The organism is Mediterraneibacter sp. ICN-202921 (assembly GCF_037890075.1).
GTDB classification, from domain to species: Bacteria; Bacillota; Clostridia; order Lachnospirales; family Lachnospiraceae; genus Mediterraneibacter; species Mediterraneibacter massiliensis.
Genome location: NZ_JBBKBE010000001.1, coordinates 90,215 through 109,928 on the forward strand (window position 1 = coordinate 90,215; position 19,714 = coordinate 109,928).

General features: G+C 41.8%; 21 protein-coding genes. All 21 read left to right on the forward strand.

Annotated features, from left to right (window positions below; genetic code table 11):
- The first annotated feature begins 65 nt into the window (after positions 1 to 65).
- The 21 genes from WKT01_RS00430 (at position 66) to WKT01_RS00530 (ending at position 19,698) form a co-directional block, all read left to right on the forward strand.
- Entirely contained in the window at positions 66 to 788 is a 723-nt protein-coding gene (locus tag WKT01_RS00430; RefSeq protein WP_059070443.1) for a ClpP family protease, read from the forward strand.
- A 68-nt stretch (positions 789 to 856) separates the two neighbouring features.
- Positions 857 to 3,388 carry an FtsK/SpoIIIE family DNA translocase gene (locus tag WKT01_RS00435; RefSeq protein WP_117974248.1) on the forward strand — a complete coding sequence of 844 codons (2,532 nt, stop codon included), beginning with the start codon at positions 857 to 859 and terminating at the stop codon, positions 3,386 to 3,388.
- Positions 3,389 to 3,422: 34 nt separating this feature from the next.
- The gene (locus WKT01_RS00440) at positions 3,423 to 5,093 is read left to right on the forward strand and encodes a formate--tetrahydrofolate ligase (RefSeq protein ID WP_059069426.1); all 1,671 of its coding nucleotides are present in this window, start codon (positions 3,423 to 3,425) and stop codon (positions 5,091 to 5,093) included.
- Between the two features lie 12 nt (positions 5,094 to 5,105).
- A complete protein-coding gene (gene folD, locus WKT01_RS00445) occupies positions 5,106 to 5,945 on the forward strand; it encodes a bifunctional methylenetetrahydrofolate dehydrogenase/methenyltetrahydrofolate cyclohydrolase FolD (protein WP_117974247.1) in 840 nt (279 codons plus the stop codon).
- Between the two features lie 11 nt (positions 5,946 to 5,956).
- A complete protein-coding gene (locus WKT01_RS00450) occupies positions 5,957 to 7,330 on the forward strand; it encodes a chitobiase/beta-hexosaminidase C-terminal domain-containing protein (RefSeq protein WP_117974246.1) in 1,374 nt (457 codons plus the stop codon).
- A gap of 113 nt (positions 7,331 to 7,443) precedes the next feature.
- On the forward strand, positions 7,444 to 8,625 hold the full coding sequence (locus WKT01_RS00455; RefSeq protein WP_059069432.1) for an iron-containing alcohol dehydrogenase: 1,182 nt from the start codon (positions 7,444 to 7,446) through the stop codon (positions 8,623 to 8,625).
- 141 nt (positions 8,626 to 8,766) lie between these two features.
- The gene (locus WKT01_RS00460; RefSeq protein ID WP_059069434.1) at positions 8,767 to 9,654 is read left to right on the forward strand and encodes a sulfide/dihydroorotate dehydrogenase-like FAD/NAD-binding protein; all 888 of its coding nucleotides are present in this window, start codon (positions 8,767 to 8,769) and stop codon (positions 9,652 to 9,654) included.
- Positions 9,654 to 11,048, forward strand: a complete 1,395-nt coding sequence (gene gltA, locus WKT01_RS00465; RefSeq protein WP_059069436.1) for an NADPH-dependent glutamate synthase — start codon at positions 9,654 to 9,656, stop codon at positions 11,046 to 11,048. Before WKT01_RS00460 ends, gltA begins: the two co-directional genes overlap by 1 nt.
- Positions 11,049 to 11,062: 14 nt before the next feature.
- Complete coding sequence (locus WKT01_RS00470; protein ID WP_242866633.1) at positions 11,063 to 11,647, forward strand: pyridoxamine 5'-phosphate oxidase family protein; 585 nt, start codon at positions 11,063 to 11,065, stop codon at positions 11,645 to 11,647.
- 35 nt (positions 11,648 to 11,682) lie between these two features.
- On the forward strand, positions 11,683 to 12,162 hold the full coding sequence (gene rlmH, locus WKT01_RS00475; protein WP_117974244.1) for a 23S rRNA (pseudouridine(1915)-N(3))-methyltransferase RlmH: 480 nt from the start codon (positions 11,683 to 11,685) through the stop codon (positions 12,160 to 12,162).
- A gap of 117 nt (positions 12,163 to 12,279) precedes the next feature.
- On the forward strand, positions 12,280 to 12,984 hold the full coding sequence (locus WKT01_RS00480; protein WP_340311298.1) for a 3'-5' exonuclease: 705 nt from the start codon (positions 12,280 to 12,282) through the stop codon (positions 12,982 to 12,984).
- 34 nt (positions 12,985 to 13,018) lie between these two features.
- A complete protein-coding gene (locus WKT01_RS00485) occupies positions 13,019 to 13,495 on the forward strand; it encodes an NADH-quinone oxidoreductase subunit NuoE family protein (RefSeq protein WP_162858244.1) in 477 nt (158 codons plus the stop codon).
- Positions 13,496 to 13,567: 72 nt separating this feature from the next.
- Positions 13,568 to 13,882: a YabP/YqfC family sporulation protein gene (locus tag WKT01_RS00490; RefSeq protein ID WP_059069444.1), complete on the forward strand. Its 315-nt coding sequence runs from the start codon at positions 13,568 to 13,570 to the stop codon at positions 13,880 to 13,882.
- On the forward strand, positions 13,879 to 15,144 hold the full coding sequence (locus WKT01_RS00495; RefSeq protein WP_270394675.1) for a sporulation protein YqfD: 1,266 nt from the start codon (positions 13,879 to 13,881) through the stop codon (positions 15,142 to 15,144). The genes WKT01_RS00490 and WKT01_RS00495 overlap by 4 nt, the downstream gene beginning before the upstream one ends.
- The gene (locus WKT01_RS00500; RefSeq protein ID WP_270394677.1) at positions 15,107 to 16,099 is read left to right on the forward strand and encodes a PhoH family protein; all 993 of its coding nucleotides are present in this window, start codon (positions 15,107 to 15,109) and stop codon (positions 16,097 to 16,099) included. Before WKT01_RS00495 ends, WKT01_RS00500 begins: the two co-directional genes overlap by 38 nt.
- A complete protein-coding gene (ybeY, locus tag WKT01_RS00505; RefSeq protein ID WP_059069448.1) occupies positions 16,096 to 16,593 on the forward strand; it encodes an rRNA maturation RNase YbeY in 498 nt (165 codons plus the stop codon). Before WKT01_RS00500 ends, ybeY begins: the two co-directional genes overlap by 4 nt.
- A gap of 16 nt (positions 16,594 to 16,609) precedes the next feature.
- Entirely contained in the window at positions 16,610 to 18,283 is a 1,674-nt protein-coding gene (locus tag WKT01_RS00510; RefSeq protein WP_270394680.1) for a putative polysaccharide biosynthesis protein, read from the forward strand.
- Between the two features lie 48 nt (positions 18,284 to 18,331).
- On the forward strand, positions 18,332 to 18,691 hold the full coding sequence (locus tag WKT01_RS00515) for a hypothetical protein (RefSeq protein WP_059069451.1): 360 nt from the start codon (positions 18,332 to 18,334) through the stop codon (positions 18,689 to 18,691).
- Between the two features lie 74 nt (positions 18,692 to 18,765).
- On the forward strand, positions 18,766 to 18,987 hold the full coding sequence (locus tag WKT01_RS00520; RefSeq protein WP_059069454.1) for a DUF896 domain-containing protein: 222 nt from the start codon (positions 18,766 to 18,768) through the stop codon (positions 18,985 to 18,987).
- Positions 18,956 to 19,546 (forward strand): 5-formyltetrahydrofolate cyclo-ligase, encoded by a 591-nt coding sequence (locus tag WKT01_RS00525; protein WP_270394682.1) that lies wholly within the window; start codon positions 18,956 to 18,958, stop codon positions 19,544 to 19,546. The genes WKT01_RS00520 and WKT01_RS00525 overlap by 32 nt, the downstream gene beginning before the upstream one ends.
- A complete protein-coding gene (locus WKT01_RS00530) occupies positions 19,516 to 19,698 on the forward strand; it encodes a DUF4250 domain-containing protein (RefSeq protein WP_270394683.1) in 183 nt (60 codons plus the stop codon). The genes WKT01_RS00525 and WKT01_RS00530 overlap by 31 nt, the downstream gene beginning before the upstream one ends.
- Positions 19,699 to 19,714 lie beyond the last annotated feature (16 nt).

The window sequence follows — 19,714 nt, forward strand, 5'->3', positions numbered from 1 at the left end:
AGAAAACGCAAAAGGAAAAAATCAGAGGAAATGGCAGGAGGAAACCGTATATGAAAAATAACCGGATGGATACAAAAAAGACAGAAGATACAAGAGAAGAAGAGAAAAAAGAAAATGAAGCCATAAAAGAAATGGGCGCATTGAAATTTACAGAGAGCAGAAGTGAACATAAAATCCAGCTATTAACGATCATTGGAGAAATAGAGGGACATGAGGCGGTGTCCGGCAATACAAAAGCAACGAAGTATGAACATCTTCTCCCAAGGCTGGCACAGGCAGAAGAAGATGAGACAGATGGCATTTTAATCCTGCTCAATACGCTGGGGGGAGATGTGGAGGCCGGACTGGCGATCGCAGAGATGATTGCTTCTTTAAGTAAACCGACAGTATCCTTAGTGTTAGGGGGAAGTCATTCAATCGGAGGGCCGCTTGCGGTATCAGCGGATTACTCTTTTATCGTACCGACCGGTACGATGATCGTTCATCCGGTACGCTCTACGGGAATGTTCATCGGAGTAATACAAAGTTATCGCAATATGGAGCGTACTCAGGAGCGTATTACTCAATTTATTGCAGAACATTCCCACATTTCACAGGAGAGACTATTAGAATTGATGTTGGACTCTACACAGCTTGTCAAAGATGTGGGGACGATGTTGGAGGGAAAAGAAGCAGTCGAAGAAGGGATGATAGACGAAGTGGGAGGAATAAGCCAGGCCTTTGCAAAGCTTCATGAACTGATAGATGAAAGACAGGAGCAAAGCAGGAAAGAAGATTGTAAAAAATAAATAATGACACCGTTTTTAAATAATGTTATACTTGATATAGTATGTTTATTTACCAAAGGGGGAGTTATATGTCTGCAAAATCTACAAAAAGAAAAAAAAGCACAAAACGCAGACCAAACAAAGCAAAGGAAAATACAGCTTTAAAAGAAGAAATTTGGATCCTGCTCTCTCTGGCAGTTTGTATTCTTATGGTGATCAGTAATTTCGGCATTGGAGGAATGGTCGGGGAGGCTGCTTCTTCCGTTATGTTCGGATTGTTTGGATATATGGCGTATGTCCTGCCATTTGTCTTATTTGCCGGTATTGCTTTTGGCGTGCTGAACAAAGGCAATACGCGGGCTTACATAAAAATTACGGCAGGAGTTTTGCTTTTTATTCTTATTACAGTATTTTTAGAACTGGTTATCAATAAATATCAGGCCGGCACAGCTTTGCTCGACTATTATCATCAAGCAGGACTTCACAAAAATGCCGGCGGACTTGTAGGCGGCGCGGTGCTGAATCTTCTCTGTCCGCTGATCGGTGTGGCAGGTACATATGTTGTAACGATCGTTCTTGCTGTCATCTGTGTGATCTTAATCACGGAAAAATCTCTTCTGGCACCACTTGGCAGCCACGGGAAAAAAGCGTATGAAGGTGCAAAAAGAAAACATGAACAGACACAGATCTTACGCCAAGAGAAACGGCAGGCTAGAAATGAGACAAAGCAGGAAAAGCGCAGCGATAGAAAGGTTTCCGGCGTATCTTTTGCGACTACCTTGACAGAGCAGCTTCCTTCAGAGATGGCAGAGGAAAAGACTGCGAAAGGAAAAGGAAGAAAGAAGAGAAAGTCACCGGAGCTAAAAGAACTTTCTGCAGATACAGCAGGAGAAGAAATAGGAGAAATTGCAGAAGAGCCTAAAAATAATGCGGCATTTATGGATGCATTTGTCATTACACGTGCTGAACAGCCGGAAGCGCCAGAAGAGGCTGTGTCAGACAATACGGCAGGCGGAGGTACTTATGAAGAACTAGATGAACTTCCGAAAAAGCCGAGACAGAAGAAAATACAACAAAGTCCGGAAGAAGCAGCAGAGCAGGTACAGAATGTAGCCCGTGCGATTCAGACACAGGAGGCAGAACATGCAAAAAAATATGAGATTCCTCCGTTGTCATTATTAAAAAAAGGAAAAAAGGGAAACGGAGATTCTGATGCGCATTTGCGCGCTACGGCAATGAAGCTAGAGCAGACATTTCAAAATTTCGGTGTCAGAGTACACGTAACCAATGCAAGTTGCGGTCCTTCTGTTACAAGATATGAACTGCAGCCGGAACAAGGAGTAAAAGTAAGTAAGATCGTTGGGCTTGCGGACGATATCAAATTAAATCTTGCTGTAGCAGATCTGCGTATTGAGGCCCCGATCCCCGGAAAGGCCGCTGTTGGGATCGAGGTTCCCAACAATGAGAATACAGCAGTCATGTTAAGAGATCTTTTGGAATCTGACGAGTTTAAGACAAGTAAGTCGGGGCTTTCTTTTGCAGTAGGAAAAGATATCGCAGGAAAAGTCGTTGTGGCAGATATTGCGAAGATGCCGCATTTACTTGTGGCAGGAGCAACGGGATCTGGAAAATCGGTATGTATCAACACACTGATCATGAGCATTATTTATAAATCCAGTCCGGAAGATGTGAAATTGATCATGGTCGATCCGAAAGTTGTAGAGTTAAGCGTGTATAATGGAATCCCTCATCTTTTGATTCCTGTCGTGACCGATCCCAAAAAGGCGGCGGGAGCTTTGAACTGGGCGGTTGCGGAGATGATGAAGCGGTATCAGCTTTTCGCAGAGTACAATGTCCGAGATTTAAAAGGTTTTAATGAAAAAGTAGGACAAATGAAAGAAGAGGAGAGTCCCAAACCAATGCCGCAGATCGTTATTATTGTAGATGAGCTTGCGGATCTGATGATGGTAGCGCCTGGGGAAGTGGAAAGCGCGATCTGCCGGTTGGCGCAGCTTGCAAGAGCGGCGGGACTCCATTTGATCCTTGCGACGCAGCGGCCTTCTGTGAACGTCATCACTGGGCTGATCAAAGCAAATATGCCGTCTAGGATTGCGTTCTCTGTTTCTTCCGGCGTGGATTCCAGAACGATCATAGATATGAACGGTGCAGAAAAACTTTTGGGCAAAGGAGATATGCTCTTTTATCCTGTAGGATATCCGAAGCCGGTACGTGTGCAAGGTTCTTTTGTATCAGATAAAGAGGTACAAAAAGTAGTGGATCATCTCATCGAACAAAACGGAAATGCTTGTTACAGTGATGAAATAGAAGAACATGTAAGCCTAAATGCCGCGGGAACAGGTGATGGACTGCCTGGAACAGGGCAGGATAATGAAAATGACAGAGATGCTTATTTTACGGAAGCCGGTCGCCTGATCGTAGATAAAGAAAAGGCTTCTATCGGTATGCTGCAGCGGATGTTTAAGATTGGGTTTAACAGAGCTGCCCGTATCATGGATCAGCTTTGTGAGGCTGGAGTGGTCGGACCGGAAGAGGGAACAAAACCCAGAAAAGTCTTAATGTCCAAGGAAGAATTTGAACAGTTTATAGAAGAAAATATATAAATAAGTCACAAAGAAAGATAGGAGGACGACACAAATGAAAACAGATATCCAGATCGCACAGGAGGCAGAACTAAAGCCCATTAAAGAAGTAGCACAGCAAATTGGTATCGAAGAAGATGAACTAGAATTTTACGGAAAACATAAAGCTAAATTATCAGAAGAACTCTGGGACAAAATCAAAGAAAACCCTGATGGAAAACTTATACTTGTAACTGCGATCAATCCAACTCCCGCTGGCGAGGGAAAGACAACTACCACCGTAGGACTTGGACAGGCGATGGCAAAGTTAGGAAAGAAAGCACTGATCGCACTGCGGGAGCCTTCACTTGGTCCATGTTTTGGTATTAAAGGAGGCGCTGCAGGGGGCGGTTATGCACAGGTCGTACCTATGGAAGATCTTAATCTCCATTTCACAGGCGATTTTCATGCGATCACATCGGCAAATAATCTGTTGGCTGCAATGCTGGACAATCATATACAGCAGGGAAACGCACTGAAGATCGACCCAAGACAAGTTGTCTGGAAACGCTGTCTGGACATGAATGATCGTGTATTGCGGAATATCGTCGTTGGGCTTGGCAATAAAATGGACGGTATGGTAAGAGAAGATCATTTTGTGATCACCGTTGCTTCCGAGATCATGGCAATCCTGTGTCTGGCAGAGGATCTGCAAGATTTAAAAGAGCGTCTGGGAAGGATCATTGTGGCATATACTTTCGACGGGGTCCCTGTTACAGCGGATGATCTGCAGGCGACCGGGGCAATGACGGCTCTGTTAAAAGATGCGATCAAACCGAATCTCATCCAGACGCTGGAACATACGCCAGCTCTTGTACATGGGGGACCGTTTGCAAATATTGCACATGGATGCAATAGTGTGCGGGCAACGAGAATGGCTATGAAGCTAAGCGATATTACAATCACGGAGGCTGGTTTCGGCGCAGATCTGGGCGCAGAAAAATTTATGGATATCAAATGCCGTATGGCTGGGCTGCATCCAGACGCTGTTGTTTTAGTTGCAACTGTTCGGGCGCTCAAGTATAATGGGGGTGTAAAAAAAGAGAATCTGGCTGAAGAGAATTTGGAAGCGTTGGAAAAAGGAATTTCAAATCTGGAAAAGCATATTGAAAATATACAAAAATATGGAGTTCCAGTAATTGTTACACTGAATTCTTTTATTACAGATACAGAGGCGGAAAATGCGTATATACGCAAATTCTGTGAGCAGAGAGGATGTCAGTTTGCGCTTTCAGAAGTGTGGGAAAAAGGCGGAGAAGGCGGTATTGCACTGGCTGAAAAAGTGTTGGATACATTGGAAAATAAAGAAAGTGATTTTCATACCCTCTATCCGGATGACATGTCTCTGGAAAAGAAAATCGAAACGATAGCAAAGGAAATTTACGGAGCAAATGAGGTTATTTATGAACCGGCAGCTAAGAGGCAGTTAGACAAAATCACTGCCATGGGATTTGGAAATTTTCCTGTCTGTATGGCAAAGAATCAATATTCTTTGTCGGATGACGCAAAGAAACTTGGACGTCCTGAAAACTTTGCTATTCATATCCGGGAAGTGTATGTCAGTGCAGGAGCCGGTTTTGTCGTTGCCCTGACAGGAGCGATCATGACGATGCCGGGATTGCCGAAAGTACCGGCTGCAAATGGGATCGATGTTTCTGAGGATGGAAAAATAACAGGATTATTTTAAGAGGAGAGATACATGGCAGTACGAATTGACGGAAAGAGAATTTCTAAAGAGATAAAAGAAGAATTAAAAGAGGAAGTAAAACAGTTTAAAGAAAAAGGAAAACATATATGCCTTGCGGTTATACAGGTAGGAGAGGATCCGGCTTCTACCGTATACGTCAATAATAAGAAAAAGGCATGTGCATATATCGGGATCGAATCACAGTCTTATGAATTGTTAGAAAGTACAACAGAGGAAGAACTCGTCGATCTTGTAAAAAGTCTGAATAACTCATCAAATGTAAATGGAATACTTGTACAGCTGCCGCTTCCTAAACATATAAATGAAGATCGGATCATCCGAACGATTTCGCCGGAAAAAGATGTTGACGGTTTTCATCCGACAAGTGTGGGAAGGCTGTGGATCGGAGAAAAAGGATTTTTGTCCTGTACACCGGCGGGAATCATACAGCTTTTAAAACGATCTGATATTTCTATCGAAGGAAAAGAATGTGTCATTGTCGGGAGAAGCAATATTGTCGGCAAACCAATGGCCGCATTGCTTTTAAGAGAAAATGGCACAGTGACAGTAGCCCATTCCCGTACCAAAAATCTGAAAGAGATCACAAAAAGAGCGGATATTTTGATCGTGGCGATAGGGAAAAGACAGTTTATCACATCCGAATATGTGAAAGACGGTGCAGTCGTGATCGATGTCGGCATGCACAGAGATGAGGAAGGTCATCTCTGTGGAGATGTAGATTTTGCCGATGTAGAACCAAACGTATCCGCGATCACACCGGTTCCGGGGGGAGTAGGACCGATGACGATCGCAATGTTGATGAATAACTGTGTAGAGACAGTGCGCAGGTAGGGGGAAATACTATGAGATGCAGGCATTGTGGGGCCGTATTTTCGGATGAGGAACTGATTTGTCCTAAATGCGGTATGCAAGTCCAGATCGTGCCAGATTATAATCCCTTGGAAGACGTTCTTACACAGCAAGTGAAAGGCTCTGTGGAAGACGCAACACGTCCGATAGGAACAAGTGATCTGCGCAGAATACAAAGAGAAGATACAACAGAATATGGAAATTCTACGCGTGTCCTAAGTCAGGGAGAATTAGACAGAATCAGGGGGAGCAGAAGGACACAGTATCAGACTCGACAAGAACAAGGCGTACAAAGAAAAACGACTGGAAACATGCGAGGAAGCAAAAATACCGGAAGAGTACAAGGGACATCCAATATCCGTACGAATGCGTCGAATACAGGGAAATTGTCTAAAAGTCCCGAGGCGAGGCGAAGACAGCAGATGACTCGAAAAAAACAGGCGGCAAAAAAGAGGCGGCAAAGATTGCTTATCGTACTTTTGGGGATTTTGCTTCTGTTAGGCATAGCTGGTTTTGTACTTTATCGCAATTCCTATGTAGGCATTGTAAAACAAGGATATAAGGCACTTCAGACCAGTGAATATAGTTCTGCAGAACAGCTGTTCCGCCGTGCGATCGGCAGAAGCTCTGGAAAAGCAGAAGCATATATCGGATTGTCCAAGGTATATATACAGCAGGAAGATTTAGACACAGCGGAGGAAGTATTTTTGTCTGCGTTGGAAACCCAGCCTTCTAACGCAGAAATCTATAAAGCAGCCATCCAGTTTTATAAGGATACCGATCAGCTGGGGAAAATATCCGAATTGCTGGAAGGATGTGAAGACCAAAAGGTGTTGTCCAAAGTAAAGGCATATGTTTCACCTGCGCCGGAGTTTACTCCAGAAGAAGGAAATTATGACGAAGTGCAGCAAGTAACTATTAAAGCGGAAGGCAGTACCATTTATTATACGACAGACGGCAGCGAGCCGACCACTTCCAGTACACAGTATGCAGAGCCGATTCTATTGGAAGAAGGGGAAACACAGATACAGGCACTGGCGGTGAATAAAAAGGGGATTCCAAGTGTTGTTGTCTCTAAGACATACACGGTACAGATTCCGATTGCAAACGCCCCCTCTGTCAATCCGTCTACAGGAACGTATAGTGAAGCTGCACAAATAACAGTCCATGTACCGGAAGGCTATACTGCCTATTACACGCTGGACGGCAGCGAACCTACCACAGCATCTTTGCAGTATGCAGGACCCGTCGATATGCCTGCGGTTGCAGTAGGAGAATGGACCACGTTTAAGGCGGTTTTGGTAAATAATAATAATGGAAAAATGACCCAGGTCACGACAAAAAGGTATAGTCTCAATTTAGAATAGAGAATAACAAAAATTCTCTAGAACAAATTATAGGAAAAGGCTTGCATAACCAGAACAGCAGTGTTATAATAGTTTTGTTAAAAAAATAACATAAGCAAAAGGAGATGCAGATCATGAGCAGATTTTGTTTACCAAGAGACATCTACCACGGAAAAGGATGTCTGGAAGAACTCAAAAATTTAAAAGGAAAAAAAGCGATCTTAGTAGTAGGCGGCGGATCTATGAAACGCCAGGGATTTCTCGACAGAGCTGTAAATTACTTGAAAGAAGCCGGAATGGAAGTCCAGGTATTTGAAGGTGTTGAGCCAGATCCATCTGTGGAGACAGTTATGAAAGGCGCTGAAGCAATGCGTGCTTTTGAACCAGACTGGATTGTTTCTATGGGAGGCGGATCACCGATCGATGCAGCAAAAGCAATGTGGGCATTCTATGAATATCCGGATGTAACATTTGAACAGCTTTGCGTACCATTTGGTTTCCCAGAATTAAGACAGAAAGCAAAATTTGCGGCGATTCCTTCTACATCAGGAACAGCAACAGAAGTAACAGCATTTTCTGTTATTACAAACTACCAGACAGGAGTGAAATATCCTCTGGCAGACTTCAATATTACACCAGATGTAGCGATCGTTGATCCAGATCTTGTATCAGGACTTCCTGTAAAACAGGTTGCGTATACAGGCATGGATGCACTTACACATGCAATTGAGGCTTATGTTTCTACATTGAATGGACCATTTACAGATCCTCTTGCACTGCAGGCAATCGAGATGGTTCTGGATTATCTTCCTGCTTCTTACAATTGTGATATGGTTGCAAGAGAGCAGATGCATTATGCACAGTGTTTGGCAGGAATGGCATTCTCTAATGCACTTTTAGGTATCGTACATTCTATGGCACATAAGACAGGAGCTGCATTCTCAACAGGACATATTCCACATGGATGCGCAAATGCAATTTACCTTCCTTATGTTATTAAATATAATGCAAAAGATCCAGTGGCTGCAAAACGTTATGCTGAGATCGCACGCAGAATGGGTCTTGCTGGAACATCAGAAAAAGCTCTGATAAACAGTCTTGTAGAGAAAATTGATGATTTCAATGTAAAATTGAATATTCCAAAAACTCTGAAAGATTTTGGAATCAATGAAGAAGAATTTAAAGAAAAAATTGCTAACATTGCAGAGCTGGCAGTAGGAGATGCCTGTACAGGTTCTAATCCACGTGCAATCGATCCTGCAACAATGGAAAAACTGTTTACATGTACATATTACGGAACAGAAGTTGACTTCTAATAAGAGGAAGAATACATGCAGGGACAGGCGCAAAGAAATTGTGCCTGTCCCTATTGTGTATACGGACAGGAAAGAATACTTGCCTTTCCGCTGTAAATAGCGTATTATAGGGAAAGGGTGATTTTTACAAGGAGGAAAAACATGTATAAGATATTAAAAGCTGAAAAACTGGCTGATAAGATCTTTCTGATGGATGTACATGCACCGCGTGTTGCTAGTCACTGTCAGCCTGGCCAGTTTGTGATTGTAAAGATGGATGAAAAAGGAGAACGTATTCCGCTTACGATTTGTGATTATGACAGAGAAGCCGGCACAATTACGATTGTTGTGCAGGAGGTTGGAGCGTCTACAACGAAGATGGGTGAATTAAAAGCAGGGGATAGTTTCCGCGATTTTACAGGTCCATTGGGATGCGCTTCAGAATTTGTTCATGAAGATATGGAGACATTGAAAAAGAAGAAAATGTTGTTTGTCGCAGGCGGTGTAGGAGCAGCTCCTGTATATCCGCAGGTAAAATGGCTCCATGAACATGGGATTGATGCAGATGTGATCGTCGGAGCCAAGACAAAAGATATGCTGATCTTAGAAGATGAGATGAAAGACGTTGCAGGGGAGTATTATCCATGTACAGATGACGGCTCCTATGGACATGCAGGCATGGTCACGACTATGGTAGAAGAATTGGTAAACGAAGGAAAACAATACGATGTCTGTGTTGCTATCGGTCCGATGATCATGATGAAATTCGTATGTTTATTGACGAAGAAATTAGAAATCCCTACTATTGTCAGTATGAATCCGATCATGGTCGATGGAACGGGCATGTGCGGCGCTTGTCGTCTTCAGGTAGGCGATGAAATTAAATTTGCCTGTGTAGACGGTCCTGAATTTGACGGACACTTGGTAGACTTTGATCAAGCGATGAAGAGAAGTCAGATGTATAAAACAAAAGAAGGACGCGCAATGCTGAAACTTCAGGAAGGTGATACCCATCACGGCGGATGCGGACATTGTGGAGGTGACGACTAATGGGAAATGTAATGAAGAAGGTACCTGTAAGAGAGCAGGATCCGAAAAAACGAGCAGCTAATTTCGAGGAAGTATGCCTTGGTTATAATCAGGAAGAGGCTATGGAAGAAGCTGCCAGATGTTTAAATTGTAAGAATGCAAAGTGTGTACAAGGATGTCCGGTTTCAATTGATATTCCCGGGTTTATCCATGAAGTCAAAGAGGGAAACATTGAAGAAGCCTACAAAGTCATCGGGAAATCTTCAGCACTGCCGGCAATCTGCGGACGAGTATGTCCTCAAGAATCACAGTGTGAAGGGAAATGTATCCGCGGCATTAAGGGCGAACCTGTCTCGATCGGTAAACTGGAGAGATTTGTCGCTGACTATGCTTTGGAACATGATATAAAACCTGTAGGAGCAGACAAGAAGAATGGGCATAAAGTAGCCGTTATCGGTTCAGGTCCTTCCGGACTGACATGCGCAGGCGATTTGGCAAAACTGGGGTATGATGTGACAGTATTTGAAGCTCTTCATGAGTTAGGAGGAGTTCTTGTATATGGCATTCCGGAATTCCGTCTTCCTAAACAAAAAGTCGTAGCAAAAGAAATAGAGAAAGTAAAAGAACTAGGCGTCAAATTTGAAACGAATGTAGTCATAGGAAAATCCACTACGGTCGATCAGTTGATGGAGGAAGAAGGTTTTGAAGCCGTATTTATTGGTTCTGGCGCAGGTCTTCCAATGTTTATGGGAATTCCTGGAGAAAATGCAAATGAAGTATTTTCTGCAAATGAGTATTTAACAAGAAGCAACTTGATGAAAGCATTCGATGATTCTTATGATACACCGATCGCAGCAGGCAAAAAGGTCGCTGTTGTCGGAGGCGGCAATGTGGCAATGGATGCCGCAAGAACTGCATTAAGACTTGGCGCGGAAGTACATGTTGTCTATAGAAGAAGTGAGGCAGAACTGCCGGCACGAGTAGAAGAAGTTCATCATGCTAAAGAGGAAGGCGTTATCTTTGATCTTCTTACTAATCCGAAAAAGATCAATGTAGACGACAACGGAAACATTACAAGCATGACAGTTGTTAAAATGGAATTAGGCGAGCCTGATGCTTCAGGAAGAAGACGTCCAGTTGAGATTCCAGGCTCCGAGTACGATATTGAAGTAGATACTGTGATCATGTCTCTTGGAACATCTCCTAATCCATTGATCTCGTCCACTACAAAAGGATTGGATATAAATCGTAGAAAATGTATCGTTGCAGACGAAGAAAACGGACAGACATCAAAAGAAGGTGTTTTTGCAGGCGGCGATGCTGTGACAGGAGCTGCGACCGTTATCTTGGCAATGGGAGCGGGAAAGGCCGGCGCAAAAGGGATTGATGAATATTTAAAAAATAAAGATAAATAAAAATATTCTGAAGTATGAGAAATGTAACTCCGCATGAATCTGTATCCGGATATACCGGATGCGGAGGAAGGCGGAGTATTTTCTATTACAAAATACAAAAAAAGAAAGTGAAGATCATGCGTCTGTATAAAAGAGAAATTAAAGAGATAGAAGAAAAGAAGAAAGTAATAGAACAATGCAAGGTGGTACGTATTGGATCCATGGATGAAAAAGGACTTTTTATCGTACCGATGAATTTTGGCTATGTACTTTCTATGCAGGACGGAAGTCTAAAACTGTATGTGCACAGCGCATGTGAAGGCAGAAAAGCAGAGGCGTTCAAAAAAAACAAAGAGATTGCCTTCGAGATGGACTGTGCGCATGAGCTGATCCGAGGAGAGTGTGCGTGCAAATATTCCTATGCCTATCGTAGTATTATGGGCACTGGAGTTATACACAAAGTTGAGGAAGAACAGGAAAAGATACTGGGATTAAAGCTGTTGTTGGAGCATTTGCAAGTAAATTTAGAAACTCCTTTCCAGTCGGATATGTTGAAAAGGACAACAGTATATCGTATAGATGCAACACAGTATACTGGAAAGAAAAAAGAGTCGAAATAAGCAGATCTTTACTATGTATCAGATAGGAGAAAAACATGCAGATAACCCTTCTTTCAGTAGGAAAGATAAAAGAAAAATATTTAAAAGATGCGATTGCGGAATATACGAAACGATTATCCAAGTACTGTAAACTGACGATCATCGAAGTAGCAGATGAAAAAACGCCGGATACAGCCAGTACAGCCGCAGAAGAAGGCATACGTGGAAAAGAAGGACAACGCATATTAAAATATATCAAGGACGATATGTATGTGATCACATTAGAAATCAAGGGGAACATGCTGACCTCGGAGGAACTGGCAGAAAAAATCGAGCATTTATGCATACAGGGGAAAAGCAATATTGCCTTTGTGATAGGTGGCTCTATCGGACTTAGCAAAGAAGTACTAAAACGAGCGGATTTTGCGCTTAGTTTTTCTAAAATGACCTTTCCTCATCAACTTATGCGGGTAGTTCTGTTGGAACAAATCTACAGGAGCTTTCGGATCATAAACAGAGAACCCTATCATAAGTAAAAAATTGTGGACAGTTGCTTTTCTTTTTGACGGAAATTTTGATATACAACAAGAAAAAAGTAAGCTATAATCGGGGTAAACCAATGTTATAAGAAAAGGGGAACAAAAGAGGTACACATGCAGAAATCATACATTGCCTTTGATATAGAAACAACCGGATTAAATCCGCAGGAACATGAGATCATTGAGATAGGAGCCCTAAAAGTACGTCAAGGAAAAGTGACGCAGCGATTCATGGAATTTATCAAACCAGAATGCGCTATTCCGGCTCAGATTACCGAACTTACGGGAATCAGTGATAAGATGGTGGAGGCTGCCAGAAGCTGTCGGGAAGTGCTTGCTGACTTTGTAGACTTCTGTCAGGAGGACATTCTGATCGGTCATAATGTACAGTTTGATTTCAGTTTTGTCTGGAATCACGCACAAAAAAATGGCTATGCTTTTGAACACAAAGGGATAGATACTTTAAAAATTGCCAAAGCCGCTCATCCATCCTTACCTTCGAAAAAATTAGGTGCCTTATGTGAACATTATCAGATACAGAATCCGGCGGCACATCGTGCTTATTATGATGCTCTTGCAACCGCAAAACTCTATCAGACACTGGCACATTATTATGAAGAAAGTATGCCGTCTGTATTCATCCCTGAACCACTAAAGAGTCCTGCCGCGATCAGCTTGCCGGCTACAGCAAAGCAAGTCTCTTTTTTAAAACGTCTCATAAAGCAAAAAGGATTGCCAGTAGAATTTGATGTAGAAAAAATAACAAAGTCAGAAGCCTCAAAGTTGATTGAAAAAATATTGTCGGGAAGTATAAAATAAAAAAGAAAATAAAAAGATATAGGAGGGTATGGAGTTGAGTGAGCAGGAAAGACAGACAGAAGAAATTTTATCCTATTACAGTACACAAAAAGATAGAGCAGAACAATCTGTCATTGTCCAGATGCTGCAGGAGTTGAAGGAGGTAAACGCTGTTTTGACAGAAGAATTGAAAAGCAGAGCAGCACAGGCAACAGGCGTTTCTTTGTCCTTCATCGATCTGCTGATACGTACGTATCCGAGCCTGAAAAAGTCCGCATGTGCCCATGAGATCACGGTCTGTTCAGGTGAGCGCTGCGGCAGAAAAAAGGGTGCGGAGCTGATCGCGCAGATACGTAAAGAACTGCAGATCGGAAAAAATAATATTTCTTGTGATGGGAAATATTATCTAAAGGTACAGAATTGTTTAAAGCAATGTAGAACTTCTCCGAATTTTATGATAGACAAAAAGATATATAAAAATGTCAGGCCAGAGGATATACATTCTATATTCAGTCAGTACGGCAAAAAATAAGAAACTTAAAAAGCGTATATGAGAAAGTACTAATGGTACGGCCGCCGCACATATACTATCTATAAAAGGCGTATGTGTGGCATTTTTATGGGAAGAGAACAAGAACATGAACACATTCGAGAAAAACTGATATCTGCTGCAGGCATGCCCAAAGATGTTGTACTGGGCGCTTCAGTGATCACGGTTTTGGGAACGAGTGAGGTATGTATTGAAAACTATCGGGGTATCCTTGAATATACAGAAAATCTGATACGGGTACAGACAAAAGAAAGACGGATAAAACTGTCAGGCAAGCATCTGCAGATAGCATATTATACAAATGACGAGATGAAGATCACAGGGCGGATCCAGACGATCGAATTTGGAGACAGGAGGGAAACGTTGTGATCCGAACATTGCTGCGATATTTCAAAGGGTATGTAAAAATACGTGTGAAAGGATATTCTCCAGAAAGATTTCTGAATATGTGCAGACATCATCAAATTTATATATGGGGACTTACTCCTTCAGGTGATGCGTATGAAATGTATATCAGTCTGCAAGACTTTCGACATTTAAAGCCGGTTCTAAAAAAGACGCATACAAAAGTTAATGTGTCGGGAAGATATGGCTTTCCTTTTTTTATGCATAGATACAGAAGGCGTAAAGTATTTTTTATAGGTTTTTTTGTTTGTGTGGTCCTTCTGTATGCATACTCTGGCTTTATCTGGGATATTCATTTTGAAGGCAATGAAAGATGGACGGATGAAACACTGATAGAATTTCTTGCTGCAAGAAATGTATATCCATTTATGCGAAAAAGTGAAACCGACTGCGCGCAGATTGCGAAAGAAATACGCAGAGAATATAAGGATATTGTATGGGTATCTGCCTCTATAGACGGTACGCGCCTGCATATTCAGATAAAAGAAAATGAAGATCATCTGCCGGAAGCAGAGATGAAAACTGAACAGAAGACGCCGAAAGATCTGATCGCGACAGAGGATGGCGTCATAACAAAAATAGTGACACGTTCTGGCGTACCACAAGTGCATATAGGAGATACGGTGTCAAAGGGCGATATTCTTGTATCTGGGAGGGTTGATGTCCTAAACGATAATGGAGAGGTGACTGACTATCAGTACCAGGTAGCAGATGCAGACATATATGCAGATACTACTTTGGAATATACAGATAGTCTGCCGCTTATATATTTGGAGAAAAAGTATGATAAAAAACACAGATCACAGTATTATCTCCAATTTGGTAGTTGGCGTTTATCTGTAGGAACGATTCAAAATGCATATGAAAATGCAGAAATTTCTACGGAGGAACATCAAATTAAAGTGGGTGAAAATTTTTATCTGCCTGTCATTTTTGGAAGAAAAGAGGCAAAATCATATGCTTATCAACAAAAAAACTATACAGAAAAAGAGCTGCAGGCAGAACTTAGTGAAAATTTTCGCTTGTTTTGTATGGAATTAGAGGAAAAAGGTATTCAAATAAAGGAAAATAGTGTTAAAATACACATAGACAAAAATACTGCTGCAGCCTCCGGAACGGTTTATTTAAATCAGCGTATTACGGAAGAAGCAGATACCGAGATATTAACAATTGAAAGGGTTGAACAAGATGAGTCTGGCAGAGTTGATAATGGAGATACCGGCTGAACATGAAAAGAATGTGTTTGGTCAGTTTGATGTATATGCAAAAAAATTAGAGAGAGCCTTCCATACTACTTTGATCGTGCGTGACGGAAAAACAAAGATTATAGGGGAACATACGCAGGCGGAAAAGGTAAAACGCATTCTTGACCAGCTTTATGAACTTTCCAGGCGGGGCAATACGATTACAGAACAAAATGTTGATTATGCAATCTCTCTTGTATATGAAAATCAGGAGGAAGGTATTGTAGAAATTGATAAGGAATTGATTTGTCACACATTGCAGGGAAAGCCGATCAAACCTAAAACACTGGGACAGAAACGGTATGTAGATGCGATCCGAGAGGGGATGATCACATTCGGTTTAGGACCGGCCGGAACTGGAAAGACATATTTGGCAATGGCAATGGCGATCACAGCGTTCAAAAGCAATGAAGTGAGCAGGATTATCCTGACACGGCCGGCAATCGAAGCAGGAGAAAAGCTCGGCTTTCTTCCAGGAGATCTGCAGAGTAAGATTGATCCATATTTAAGACCTCTGTATGATGCGCTGTATCAGATCATGGGAGCAGAGAGCTTTATAAAAAATTCTGAAAAAGGATTGATCGAAGTAGCGCCACTGGCTTATATGAGAGGACGGACGCTGGATAACGCATTTATCATATTGGATGAGGCACAGAATACTACTCCTGCACAGATGAAAATGTTCCTGACACGGATAGGGTTCGGTTCCAAAGTGGTCATTACGGGAGATTCCACGCAGAAAGACCTTCCAGCCGGAACTGTGTCTGGACTGGATGTAGCAGTCAAAGTAGTAAAAAATATTGAGGACATTACAGTATGCACTCTGACGAGCAAGGACGTAGTGCGTCATCCTCTCGTACAGAAAATCGTAAAAGCATATGAAGAATACGAGAATAAAAATAGTAAGCCAAAATCTGCGAAAAGGAGAAGACCATGAGTTTGTATTTGGAAGAAGAAGGAGAAATCATATTGCCCGTCGACACGGAAGAAATTGCGCGGTGTGTTGTCTGTGCCGTGCTGGAGGATGTAAACTGCCCATATGAGGCAGAGGTCAATCTGTTGCTTACAACAGACGAGGAAATACGAAATTTAAATCATGACTTTCGGCAGATCGACAAACCGACGGATGTACTTTCTTTTCCTATGCTGGAATTTTCCTGTCCGGGAGATTTTTCTGATATTTCAGAAGAACAACCGGAGCTGTTCGATCCGGATTCTGGCGAACTTATCCTAGGGGATATTGTTATATCAAAAGAAAAAGTACTCTTGCAGGCAGAAGCATATGGACATTCCATCAAGAGAGAATATGCTTTTTTGATCGCGCACAGTATGCTGCACTTATGCGGATATGATCATATAGAGGAAGAAGATCGTTTTGTTATGGAACACAAGCAGCATGAAATTATGGATAAAATCGCGATCTTACGATAGATGATGGAGGAACATTATGCCGGATATGCAAAAGAACAGACCCCCTAAAAAAGATGACTTTTTGGTTCAAGGCGCAATTTTAGCTATTGCCGCCGTCATTACAAAGATCATAGGGGTCGTATACAGAATCCCCCTTACGAATATACTGGGAAATGAAGGAAATGGATTTTACGGATATGCTTATGAGATCTATGCTATGGTGCTAATGCTGTCATCTTTTAGTCTTCCGATCGCAGTATCTAAGTTGGTATCTGCAAGGATGGCTAGGAGACAGCGGAGAAATGCGTTCCGTGTCTTTTTGTGTGCGCTTGTTTTTTCACTTATTGTAGGTTTTATTTCCGCCCTGGCTATTTTTTTAGGAGCCGATGCCATTTCTACAAATATGATGAAATCGCCTTTAAGTGCGTATGCATTGAAAGTCCTTGCTCCCGGACTGTTGATCGTGTCTGTTTTGGGTGTTTTAAGAGGATATTTTCAGGGATTAGGGACAATGGTTCCTACAGCGCTCTCTCAAGTATTTGAGCAGATCATTAATGCAGTTGTCAGCATAGCCGGTGCAGCTGTTTTATTTAAGATAGGTATAAAAGCCGGAAAAGAAAAAGGCATTGAACTGCTCGGACCTGCGTACGGAGCAGCAGGAGGCACGATAGGAACGGTTGCCGGTGCGCTGATCGCTTTGCTGTTTCTTGTGTTTGTCTTTTGGATATACCGGCACGTCATCCGGCGTCAGATTCGCTCTGATCGCGCAAAAAGGCAGGAGTCATATGGACATATTTTGACAATTCTTCTTATTACGATCGCGCCGGTTGTTTTCAGTACAGCGATTTACAATATCAACCAGATATTAGATCTGACGATTTTTAATTTTATTATGGACGCCCAAGGATTTGTAGAGAAGGAATATATGGCACTGCAGGGAATTTATACAGGAAAATATAATACTTTGATCAATGTTCCTCTAGCTATGGCAAATGGACTGGCGGCCTCAGTGATTCCCAGTCTTACAGTTGCTTTGGCAAGCAGAAAAAGAACTTTGATACATGAAAAGATCAGCCAGACGATGCGTTTTACTATGTTGATCGCAATTCCCTGCTTTGTCGGTTTTATCGTGTTAGCTTCCCCATTGATGGTTTTGCTTTATAATGATTCCAGTAAAACACCTGCTATACTGCTTGCGTCCGGTGCGGTTACCGTAATTTTGTATTCTTGGTCCACTGTAAGCAATTCTATTTTGCAAGGATTGGATAAAATGTCTGTACCAGCCAAAAACGCGGCAATCTCTCTACTATTTCACATTGTAGCGTTGCTGATCATGCTGGTCGTATTTAAAATGGGGATTTATGCCCTTGTAGGCAGCAACATTGTATTTGGCGTTTGCATGTGCATGCTGAATGAAAGAGCGATCCATAAAGCTTGTGGATATCATCAGGAGATTTTGTTTACATTTGTCAGGCCGCTGCTTGCAGCGGTCATAATGGGCGTTGTTACATATGCTGTGTATCTGTGTCTGGATCTTTTGATCGGCGGACGGTTTATTCCGACTTGTATCTCCGTTTTTATAGCTGTGATTGTATATGCGGCAGCGATTTTAAAATTAGGTGTGCTTACAGCAAAAGAAATCATCAGTTTTCCGCAAGGAAGAAAGATAGTAAGGCTGTGCAGAAAGTTTCATTTGTTTCCATCTGAATAAATTAAAGAAAAAAGCCAATACTGTATGTAAAAAAGGAGTCTTTTCCTTATGAAAACAAAGTTCTGTATTGGCTTTTTGTCGGCATTTCTGGTTCTGGCTGCACTGCTTGGGATTGGGTATCAGTTGAGTTATCGGTATACGCTGGATAAAAGAGAGGTAAAGTTAGAAGAAACAAAAGAAACAAAAAGTATATCCACAAAAGGAGATGCGGTGAAAAATGAAGGATATTATCTGTGTGAACTGCAGGGATTTGTTGTTGTATATTTAAGCGACTGTTCTACGATCTATGAGTTTACGGAGATTCGGCTGACAGATCTGCCTGAGGAAGTGCAGCAGGAAATATGTGCCGGAAAACACATAGACACAGAAAAAGAATTATACGCATTTCTCGAAAATTATTCCAGTTAAGGTAGACCAATAGCTTAAAATAGTGTAAGATAGGAAAGGATTTTTGAAGCTGCTCTACAGCAGAAAGGAAAAATATGGACGAACAAAAGATAAAAAGGATCAACGATTTATACAAAAAAGCAAAAGCAGAAGGACTAAGCCCTGCTGAGGCTGAAGAACAGAAACTTCTTCGTATGGAATATATTGCCGCCATACGTAGAAATTTAAAAGCACAGCTCGATCACATAGATGTAGAAGAAAAAGATGGGAAAGTGATCAATCTAGGTGAAAAATTTGGAAATAAAGAAGCAAATTAGGAATACTTTTTCCGAGAGTAGAAATTCTTATCCATCCGTTTCAAGAAAAAAGGCGGAGAAAGCTATAGAGTCATATGTATATTCCTGTCCAGACTTTTTAAAGGCTGAAGAACTTTACTGCTATGTCTCTTTTGGCACAGAAGTGTGTACCCACAGAATTATACAACATGCGTTAGAAAACGGAAAAAAGGTCGCTGTTCCCAAAGTAAGCGGACCCCATAAGATGGAGTTTTATTATATTCGCAGTTTGGACATGTTAAAGCCGGGATTCAAAGGAATCTTAGAGCCGGAAGAAAAGGCACCTTTGGCAAACGGAGAAAAAGGACTGCTTTTTGTTCCGGGGCTTGCCTTTGATCCGCAGGGAAACCGATTGGGATATGGCGGGGGCTTTTATGACGCCTATATAAGTACACATCCTAAACTGGTCTGCTGTGGGCTGTTTTATTCTATACAGCAGGCTGAAAAACTCCCCGTAGAGGCACAGGATAAGCAACTTCAAATGATCATTACAGAGAAAGGATGTCTGCCATGTTGTCAGAATTGCCAAATGACCCTGTGATTCTTTTGAGTGTGATAAATACAAAACTGCGGGATTTCTATAAAAGTCTGGATGACTTATGTGAAGATATGCAGATCTCAAAAGAAGCACTTTCAGAAAAATTAAAAGAAATTGCATATGAATACGATGATACAAGAAACCAGTTTATTTAATGATAGGGTGTTACAT

What these genes read in the sequence shown, in the direction of transcription:
- WKT01_RS00515 (WP_059069451.1), top strand. Translation starts at nt 18,332, where the DNA reads ATGAAAACAAAGTTCTGTATTGGCTTTTTGTCGGCATTTCTGGTTCTG.
- WKT01_RS00455 (WP_059069432.1), top strand. Translation starts at nt 7,444, where the DNA reads ATGAGCAGATTTTGTTTACCAAGAGACATCTACCACGGAAAAGGATGT.
- WKT01_RS00450 (WP_117974246.1), top strand. Translation starts at nt 5,957, where the DNA reads ATGAGATGCAGGCATTGTGGGGCCGTATTTTCGGATGAGGAACTGATT.
- folD (WP_117974247.1), top strand. Translation starts at nt 5,106, where the DNA reads ATGGCAGTACGAATTGACGGAAAGAGAATTTCTAAAGAGATAAAAGAA.
- WKT01_RS00435 (WP_117974248.1), top strand. Translation starts at nt 857, where the DNA reads ATGTCTGCAAAATCTACAAAAAGAAAAAAAAGCACAAAACGCAGACCA.
- WKT01_RS00430 (WP_059070443.1), top strand. Translation starts at nt 66, where the DNA reads ATGGATACAAAAAAGACAGAAGATACAAGAGAAGAAGAGAAAAAAGAA.
- WKT01_RS00520 (WP_059069454.1), top strand. Translation starts at nt 18,766, where the DNA reads ATGGACGAACAAAAGATAAAAAGGATCAACGATTTATACAAAAAAGCA.
- WKT01_RS00440 (WP_059069426.1), top strand. Translation starts at nt 3,423, where the DNA reads ATGAAAACAGATATCCAGATCGCACAGGAGGCAGAACTAAAGCCCATT.
- rlmH (WP_117974244.1), top strand. Translation starts at nt 11,683, where the DNA reads ATGCAGATAACCCTTCTTTCAGTAGGAAAGATAAAAGAAAAATATTTA.
- WKT01_RS00460 (WP_059069434.1), top strand. Translation starts at nt 8,767, where the DNA reads ATGTATAAGATATTAAAAGCTGAAAAACTGGCTGATAAGATCTTTCTG.
- WKT01_RS00480 (WP_340311298.1), top strand. Translation starts at nt 12,280, where the DNA reads ATGCAGAAATCATACATTGCCTTTGATATAGAAACAACCGGATTAAAT.
- WKT01_RS00490 (WP_059069444.1), top strand. Translation starts at nt 13,568, where the DNA reads ATGTGTGGCATTTTTATGGGAAGAGAACAAGAACATGAACACATTCGA.
- gltA (WP_059069436.1), top strand. Translation starts at nt 9,654, where the DNA reads ATGGGAAATGTAATGAAGAAGGTACCTGTAAGAGAGCAGGATCCGAAA.
- WKT01_RS00500 (WP_270394677.1), top strand. Translation starts at nt 15,107, where the DNA reads ATGAGTCTGGCAGAGTTGATAATGGAGATACCGGCTGAACATGAAAAG.
- WKT01_RS00530 (WP_270394683.1), top strand. Translation starts at nt 19,516, where the DNA reads ATGTTGTCAGAATTGCCAAATGACCCTGTGATTCTTTTGAGTGTGATA.
- ybeY (WP_059069448.1), top strand. Translation starts at nt 16,096, where the DNA reads ATGAGTTTGTATTTGGAAGAAGAAGGAGAAATCATATTGCCCGTCGAC.
- WKT01_RS00510 (WP_270394680.1), top strand. Translation starts at nt 16,610, where the DNA reads ATGCCGGATATGCAAAAGAACAGACCCCCTAAAAAAGATGACTTTTTG.
- WKT01_RS00470 (WP_242866633.1), top strand. Translation starts at nt 11,063, where the DNA reads ATGAGAAATGTAACTCCGCATGAATCTGTATCCGGATATACCGGATGC.